Source organism: Rhodovulum imhoffii, assembly GCF_003046545.1.
Classification (GTDB): domain Bacteria; phylum Pseudomonadota; class Alphaproteobacteria; order Rhodobacterales; family Rhodobacteraceae; genus Rhodovulum; species Rhodovulum imhoffii.
This window is the reverse complement of sequence record NZ_QAAA01000021.1, coordinates 35,999-44,255: the sequence shown is the minus strand read 5'-3', so window position 1 is coordinate 44,255 and position 8,257 is coordinate 35,999. Positions and strand designations below refer to the sequence as shown.

The following is an 8,257-nucleotide window of genomic DNA, read 5'->3' as shown; positions in this document are numbered from 1 at the left end:
GCACCCCTCAGCGCCGCCGGTGAAGGGGTGTTTACGGAGACTCGCAAACCTCCGCAACCCCCAATCCAAAAAAATGCAAAAGTTTTTTGATGGTCGAAAAAAATACCATGAAAACAATGTATTAAATGTGGGCCCTGATGGCTGGAAGTTGTCCAGGCGGCGCAGCCAGACGCGCAAAGCGTTTATCCACAGGGGTATTCACAGAATCCGGGGAGTCTTCCCCACCGGAATCGCCTTATCCGCGATTCACCGGGCAGTAAGCATGTCCGCGCCAAACTCGGGAAAACGCAGGCGGCAGCCCATACAAGGAAGCAGTGCATGCTCGCTCGACTCGCTCAACTGTTCCGGCACTACTGCCACGCCCACCTTTCGCCGGCAGATCCGGACCAGCCGCTGGTGGCCGGGACCAAGCGGCAGGCCATCATGACACCGTTCCGCTCACCGGGCATCGGCCCGCATTCCCCCTGGGGACAGGGGTACCTGCACCCTGCCCGGCCAGTATTGGCCGGCTGGCGGCTTCGGATACGCCAGGTGCGGCTTGTTCCTGGCTTCGTGAAAGCCATGGTCCGCGCGGCACCGGCGGGGCTGAGATGGATGCGCCACAAAAACCCGGCAGACCGCGCCCGCGTGAAATCTGCCCTGGGCCTTGCCGCCCTACCCCCACACCTGCTGCACCCCGAAATCCTGTCCTGGCGGAAACTTCCGCAAACCGGCGGAAGTGTCACGCTGATCGTACCCGTTTACAATGCCTTCGATGTTCTGCCCGAATGTCTTGACCGCCTGATTCACCACACAGACCTGCCGTGGCGGCTGATCGTGATCGAAGACCACTCGACCGACACACGCGTCCGACCATGGGTCCGCAAATGGATACAAACCCAAAAGGACCGGCATCCGGGCAGGGTGTTCCTTCTGGAAACCGAAACCAACATCGGCTTCGTCGGCGCCGCAAATCGGGGGCTTGCGCAGGCGCTGTGCTGGGACGACCCGGTCGTTCTGGTCAACTCCGACACCCTCGTCCCCGCGAGATGGGCCAGCCGCCTTATCGCCCCGCTTCGCCGGGGGGGCAATGTGGCCTCGGTCACACCCATGTCGAACGATGCCGAGCTTGGCACGGTCCCGGTCATCTGCCGCCGCAACGACCTGTACCCCGGCGAAGCGGACCACATCGACACCATCGCCAGACACCTGAACCCGGGCGTCGCCCAGGCAACAGCCCCGACCGGGGTCGGCTTTTGCATGGCCCTCAACCCGCAGGTCCTGAAACGCTTTCCCGCTTTCGATAAAAGCTTCGGGCCCGGCTACGGCGAGGAAGTGGACTGGTGTCAGAAGGTTCTGGGCGCCACGGGCGCACAGCACGTTTATGTGTGCAACCTGTTCGTGGAACATCGCGGCGGACACTCCTTCGGATCTGCGCGCAAACAAAACCTGCTTCGCCGCAACGGAGCGCGAATCGCCTCGCGTTATCCGGGCTTCGACGCCGAAGTTCAGGCATTCTTGCGAACCGACCCCCTGCGCAGCGGCCGGTTGGCGCTTGCCCTTGCATGGGCAGACGCACGGGTCTGCCGCGCAGGCCGGGCGGTGCCGGTCTACCTGGCCCACACGATGGGCGGTGGCGCGGAGTTCTATCTGCAAGATCGCCTGCGCCGCGATTTGTCCCATCACAACGCGGCCGTGGTATTGCGCGTGGGCGGGACACATCGCTTCGAACTCGAGCTACACAGCCCACAGGGCCGGACAACCGCCTGCACGGACGATCCGGAACTGGTGCAAAAGCTTCTGGGCCTGCTCAGCCGTCGGCATGTCGTCTACTCCTGCGCCGTCGGCGACCCCGACCCGATCACCCTGCCCGCACTTCTGCTGCGTCTGGCATCCGGCCCCGCACACCGGCTGGAGGTGTTGTTCCACGATTACTTTCCGATCAGCCCCGCCTACACCCTGCTGAACGCGGACCGCCGGTTCCACGGTCTTCCCGACCCGGAGACATCCGACCCCGCGCATCGCGTGCTCAGACCGGGAGGAGGGCGGGCCGGACTGCGCGCCTGGCAAGAAGCCTGGGGACACCTTCTGGCTGCGGCCGACTGTATCGTCACCTTTTCCGAAGACAGCCGGGCACACACAGCCAGGGCCTATCCGCTCTGGGCAGAAAAGATTACGGTAATCCCCCACCGCCCGCTGGCCGCGATCCCAAGGATCCCGCCCCCGCCAGATCCCGTCAGAACCATCGGTGTGTTAGGCAATATCGGTGAACCCAAGGGGGCAGCCGTGCTGAGCACCCTGAGCCGACGGCTGGCACATTCGGGGGAGGCACGGCTGGTCGTGATTGGCGAAATCGACCCGCACTGGCATCTGGCATGGCCATCGCGGGTCCACGGGCCCTACACCCATGCCCAGATCGGCCCTCTCACCCGCCGGTACGGAATCGCCAGGTGGCTGATCCCCTCCATCTGGCCGGAGACCTTCTCCTATACCACGCAAGAGGCCCTTGCGACGGGGCTGCCCGTGTATTGTTTCGACCTTGGAGCGCAGGCCGAGGCCGTATCGCACGCCATGTCCCGGGGGGCACCCGGCGGCCTCATTCCGTTTGAAAACGGGGAGCCGGACCTGGATGCGCTGTTCGGCGCAATCGCGCGGGAAGGGCCGCTGCCCCAGGCAAGATGGACTCAGCGATCCAGCAATTCCCGTCCGTACCGCCACAGCAGGAATACCCCCACGAGCAACATGCCAAGGCTCAGCCCGTAAACATACACGTGCGATACATAAGTGGCGTCATAACCCGGATAAAACCCGCGCCGCATCAGGCCCACGACATGCACGAGCGGATTGAACCACAGATAATCCCGATAAGGCAAAGGTATGGAATCAAATAGAAAAAATATGCAGGAGATGATAAACATCGGCCGCATGGCGATCGACCACAGCCGCTGATAAACCGGAAAGCGCGTTATGAAAAAGCAGTTCATGGTTCCAACGCCGAAAGCAAGCACGGACACCATCACATATGCCTCGGCAATGGTGATAAGGTCGGTCACGACACGGGTTCTCTGGAGTACGAGAAGGCCGGTAAAAACGACATACCCGACCATCAGTTGTGTCCCTGCGTTAAGCAGGAAGCGCGCCAAAAGCGCGTCGACGAATGTCACTGTCGGATAACTCATCAAGGGTTTGGAGAACAGAAGCGAGGCCGCGATCTTGTTGGACAGATCCAGAAAAAGAATAAAGGGAATCAGCCCGGTCGCATAAAACAGTGGAAAGCTTGTCCCCAGGGCGGGCTCCCGGAAGGCGAGCGAAAACACGATCGACAACAGCGCGATTCCCGCGGTCGGCTCGAGTATGGCCCAAAGATATCCGCCCGGAGAGCGGCCGTTCGTCGTCGACATCTCGCGCAGAACAAGCGCAGAAATCGTGCGCAAGCTGGGGAAGCTCCGGCTGCGGGTTCGCGACGGGGGGGCCGCACGGGGGATATCGGTCTGGCTCATGGTAGTCCTGCAAGAATTTTCGGCGTGCCGCAAACGGACCCGATACTTATGGAACATCGGTCAAGGATTGTGTAGCAACATCAAGACAGGTTCCAACAGTATCGCGACCAGACAGTGACCCAAAACGCGCCCAAGCCCTCCGAAGCCGCCCCGAAAATGCCTGCACCCGTACGCCCGGCGGCGCCCCTGAAAGCCGCCGCAAAGCCGCGCATCCTGCCGCCGGTCGGGTTCGCGACACTCAAGCTGCGGCACAAGCTCGTACTGGGAAGCTTTCTGATCTGCGTCGCCTTGCCGACGGTTCTGGCGGCTTTGTATCTCTGGCTGGTCGCTGACGACCAATACGCCTCCACGGTGGGGTTTTCGGTCCGGACCGAAGAAGCCAGTTCGCCGCTGGAGGTTCTGGGCGGCATCACCGACCTGTCCGGGTCCAGCTCCAAGGATACGGACATTCTTTACGAATACCTGAAAAGCCAGAAGCTCGTAGCCGAAATCGACGCGGAGCTCGACCTGCGCGCGATGTGGTCCAGGCCTCGTTTCGACCCGATCTTCGCCTATGACACCGATGGCACGATCGAGGATCTGCTGGACTACTGGCGGAACATGGTCAAGATTTACTACGACGCCGGCGGCGGGCTGATCGAGGTGCGCGTTCTGGCCTTCTCCCCCGAGGATGCCCAGAAGATCGCCCAGGCGATGCTGGAAAAAAGCCAGTCAATGATCAACGACCTCAGCGCGATCGCCCGCGAGGATGCAATCCGCTATTCGCGTCAGGATCTCGAGGAAGCTGTCGAGCGGCTGAAAGCTGCACGGCAGGTAGTGACACAATTCCGCAACCGCTATCAACTTGTTGACCCCTCGATCGACCTGCAATCGCAGGCCGGCCTTCTGGGAACACTGGAGACCCAGCTCGCGGAAACCCTGATCGAACTCGACCTGCTGAGGATTACCACCCGCGACGACGATCCACGTCTGAGCCAGCTTCAGCGCCGGGTTGACGTCATCCGGGAACGGATCGCCGCCGAACGCCAAAAGCTGGGTATCGGCAGGGGGCTTGAAGACGAAAGCGTGTTCGCCACGATCGTGGGGGAATACGAGCGCCTGGCCGTAGATCGGGAATTTGCCGAACAATCCTACACATCGGCACTGGCGTCTTACGATTCCTCCCTGGCCGAAGCGCGCCGCAAGAGCAGGTATCTTGCGCCCTATATCAGGCCCACGCTGGCCGAATCGTCCCGGTATCCGCAGCGCGGTATTCAGCTTGGTCTGATGACGCTGTTTCTGCTGCTGGCCTGGTCGACCGGTGTTCTGGTCGCCTATTCCATCAAGGATCGGCGCTGAGATCCCATGATCCGGATGCAGAACCTGTGCAAGACCTTCCTGCTTGACGGCAAGCGCAAGGTCGTTGCCGACAACATAAACGTGACCTTCCCGACAGGCAAATCCGTGGCCCTCCTGGGGCGTAACGGTGCGGGCAAATCCACGCTGCTCAAGATGATCGCCGGCACGATGCAGCCCACCTCCGGCACGATCGAGTCGACGGGCACGATTTCCTGGCCCGTGGGATTTGCGGGATCGTTCCACCCGGACCTGACCGGGGCACAGAACACACGTTTCATCGCCCGGATATACGGTGCGGATACCGATGATCTCGTCGCCTTCGTCAAGGACTTTGCCGGGCTTGGCATGCATTTCAAATTGCCCTTCCGGACCTACTCTTCCGGCATGAGGTCACGGCTGGCTTTCGGCATCTCGATGGGGATCTCCTTCGACACCTACCTGGTGGACGAGATCACCGCGGTCGGCGACGCCGCCTTCCGCGCCAAGAGCGCCGATGTCTTCCGGGATCGCATGAAAAACGCCGGCGCGGTGGTGGTCACGCACTCGATGCAACAGGTTCGCGACCTGTGCGAGGCCGGTGCGGTCTTGGAAAACGGCAAGCTTGTCTATTACGACGATCTCGAAACCGCGATCCTTCATCACACCGAAACGATGAAGACCTGACCACCCGGTTCGATACAAGTTTTCCCATTCCGGGCAATCCCCTTGCCGTCCATTAATCTTCGCCCCCGATCCTGAGACCGATATTGCGGTGATACTGCGAGGATTGGCGATGCCCAAGTTGAGATTCACCGGCTCTTTTGCCGGCGGGCCGGAGACGCATACAACCGGAATAAGCGACCTCGTTTCCTGGATGTCCGGGGACAGCCTGTGGCTGTTTTCCGCAAGCGGCGCGGGTGGTGGCCTTTTGGCCTGGCGCATCACGCCGGAAGGTCCGGTCGCCGAAAGCGAGGCCTTCTATCAGGCACAAGGCGACGGCGCCGCGGGGCTTTCCGCGCCGGTCCGGCTTGAAGTCGCCCGAATTGACGGAAAGGACATCTTGCTTAGCGCCGGGGAATACGGGATGGGCGTGCGCAGCTACAGCCTGGACCCCGGACAAATGCTGTCGGGCGGCACCACCCTGATCCCCGGCGAGACGACCTTCCAGGCATTGGCCTGGGGTACGGACAGCCTGTTCGGCGCCACCCGTACCGGACCCGAGATCGGCCAGTGGCGCATGGAACATCCCGATACCGCCACATTTGTGAACGACGCGGATCTGGTGCTTCTGCCCGACGGGCGCGCCGTTGCGGGGCTGGAACACGTGGCACTGGGCGGAAACGATTATCTGCTTGTCCTGTCCGACAGTGACGACAGCCTAACCCTGATGAGACAGACGATCGGGGGGCTCCGCGATATCGGACATCTCGATGCGAGCGGCGGCATGCCCGTATCGGGTGTGACGCATCTGGAGGTTACCCAGGCCCATGGACAGGCCTATGCGCTGGTTGGTGCCGCAGGTTCAGGCACGGTAACGGTGGTGGCGCTGTCCCGTTCCGGCGAGATGACCGCCATCGATCAGGTCGGCGACACCCAAGACACCCGCTTTGGCGACCTGACGGACCTGACCTGCGTGACCCTCTCTGGTCGCGTTTTCGTGATTGCCGCCGGCGGGGACGACGGCGGCACCTTGATGGAGCTGTTGCCCGGTGGGCGGCTGCTACATATCGAAACGTTCTCCGCCAGTGCCGAAGGGATGGCGGCAGGCAATGTGTCTGCTTTGACGGCAGTCGCCTGGCAGGATCGCATAGAGATCTTCCTGGCCCGTGAAAACGGGGCCACGATCGATCAGTTCACCTTCGACCCCGGCCCCCTTTCCCCCGCGCGATACGCCCCGGACGGGGGCGGGTTGCTGGCGGGGGGGACAACGGGTGACCTGCTGGTCGGGGGCAACGGCGAAGACACCCTCAGCGGTGGGGCGGGGGACGATATCCTGATCGACGGCGGCGGCTGTGATATCCTGATCGGCGGGGACGGTGCGGATGTTTTCGTTTTCACCCCCGATGGCGCACTGGACGTGGTGCACGACTTTACACCGGGCCAAGACCGGCTGGACCTGTCAGCACTTGGGCGGTTCTATACCCTCGACGCACTGGACTTCACGGAACTGCCCAACGGGATCGAAATCACCCTGAACGGGGAAACCGTGCGCCTGCTGTCATCGGACGGCGTTCCGATCCGGGTCGAAGATCTGGACATCGGCATGTTCCGCGATCTCTGGCATATCGACACCACGCCCTTTACCGGGCCGGGACAAAAACTGACCGGCACCACCGCCAGCGAGACGCTCAAGGGGGGTGCCGGCAATGACACGATCATCGGGGGTGGGGGGTCGGATATCCTGTGGGGCGGCGACGGAGATGATACCCTTATTGCCGAAGACCTGAACCCGGACCTCGACGCGCAGTCAGCCCAGGTAATGCGGCTTTATCATGCCGCGCTGGGCCGGAAACCGGATCTCGAAGGCATCGTCTACTGGATACAACAACTTGCCGATGGCCTGTCGGAACCGGAACTGGTGCGCGGGTTTCTCTATTCAGAGGAATTCGCGACTGCGCATGGTGAGCTCTCCACAGAGGATTATGTGACCCGGATTTACACGAATATCTTCGCCCGGCACCCGGATTCTAAAACGCTCGATCTGTGGAGCGAACAGCTGGACGCGGGCCTGAGCCGGGAAAGTCTGTTGTGGCAGTTCGCATCGGACCCGGACCTGAAAACCAATACCGAAATTGACGCGTTGCGCTACAGTGAGGCCGGCCTTCGGGCCCAATGGAGTGACGAGATTTATCGCCTTTTCCACGCCACGCTGGGCCGCGATCCGACCACGGCCGACCTGCTGGACTGGTCTGCGCAACTGGCCGATGGAACCAGCCTGACCGACGCGATCACCGATCTGAAGAATTGCGACAACGGCACGGATACAGAATTCGTCCGGGGGCTTTACGCCGATATCCTGGGCCGCGCGCCGGATGCCGAGGGAATGAAGACATGGTTGGCATGTTTGTCAGACGGGATGACCCGTCCCGAAGTCCTGGAAGGCTTCCTCCAAAGCGTCGAGTTCCGGGAGATGACCGGCAAAAAGATGAACGCCTGGATGCGTGGCCTTGGCCCTGACGATATGCTGGCACCGGGCCCCGGAGACAGCATCCTGTTCGGGGGAATTCAAAGCGATACCTTCCGGTTCGATGCGGCGGATGGCGGAATCCACCACATCGTCGATCTCGAAGGCTGGGATATTCTCATGTTCGAAGGGTTTGGCTATGAAACCAGTGCGCAAGCGCGGACCCATATGCGACAGCAGGGTGACGATGTCCTCTTCACGGACCGGGGGGTCACGATCTGGATGCACGATGTCACCCTGCCGCAGATCACGGACGACCTGCTTCTACTGGCCTGAT

The 8,257-nt window shown here is 61.7% G+C and carries 5 protein-coding genes; 4 read left to right on the top strand and 1 reads right to left on the bottom strand.

The features are described from left to right. Window positions 1-318: 318 nt before the first annotated feature. The gene (locus C8N32_RS12940; protein ID WP_107893406.1) at window positions 319-2,742 is read left to right on the top strand and encodes a glycosyltransferase; all 2,424 of its coding nucleotides are present in this window, start codon (window positions 319-321) and stop codon (window positions 2,740-2,742) included. On the opposite strand, the gene C8N32_RS12935 is transcribed toward C8N32_RS12940, so the two are convergent. Then, on the bottom strand, window positions 2,664-3,479 hold the full coding sequence (locus C8N32_RS12935; RefSeq protein ID WP_107893405.1) for an ABC transporter permease: 816 nt from the start codon (window positions 3,477-3,479) through the stop codon (window positions 2,664-2,666). The two genes, C8N32_RS12940 and C8N32_RS12935, sit on opposite strands and share 79 nt — an antisense overlap. A 114-nt stretch (window positions 3,480-3,593) precedes the next feature. Here C8N32_RS12935 and C8N32_RS12930 point away from each other — a divergent pair, with 114 nt between their 5' ends. The 3 genes from C8N32_RS12930 (at window position 3,594) to C8N32_RS15505 (ending at window position 8,256) form a co-directional block, all read left to right on the top strand. Continuing rightward, the gene (locus C8N32_RS12930) at window positions 3,594-4,817 is read left to right on the top strand and encodes a KpsE/RkpR family capsule polysaccharide export protein (RefSeq protein ID WP_244905923.1); all 1,224 of its coding nucleotides are present in this window, start codon (window positions 3,594-3,596) and stop codon (window positions 4,815-4,817) included. A 6-nt stretch (window positions 4,818-4,823) separates the two neighbouring features. Continuing rightward, a complete protein-coding gene (locus tag C8N32_RS12925) occupies window positions 4,824-5,480 on the top strand; it encodes an ABC transporter ATP-binding protein (RefSeq protein ID WP_107893404.1) in 657 nt (218 codons plus the stop codon). Window positions 5,481-5,589: 109 nt separating this feature from the next. Further along, window positions 5,590-8,256 carry a DUF4214 domain-containing protein gene (locus C8N32_RS15505; RefSeq protein WP_107893403.1) on the top strand — a complete coding sequence of 889 codons (2,667 nt, stop codon included), beginning with the start codon at window positions 5,590-5,592 and terminating at the stop codon, window positions 8,254-8,256. Window position 8,257 lies beyond the last annotated feature (1 nt).

Excerpts from the sequence above, each read along its gene's own strand:
- C8N32_RS15505 (WP_107893403.1), top strand. The coding sequence starts at position 5,590 with ATGCCCAAGTTGAGATTCACCGGCTCTTTTGCCGGCGGGCCGGAGACG.
- C8N32_RS12925 (WP_107893404.1), top strand. The coding sequence starts at position 4,824 with ATGATCCGGATGCAGAACCTGTGCAAGACCTTCCTGCTTGACGGCAAG.
- C8N32_RS12940 (WP_107893406.1), top strand. The coding sequence starts at position 319 with ATGCTCGCTCGACTCGCTCAACTGTTCCGGCACTACTGCCACGCCCAC.
- C8N32_RS12935 (WP_107893405.1), bottom strand. The coding sequence starts at position 3,479 with ATGAGCCAGACCGATATCCCCCGTGCGGCCCCCCCGTCGCGAACCCGC.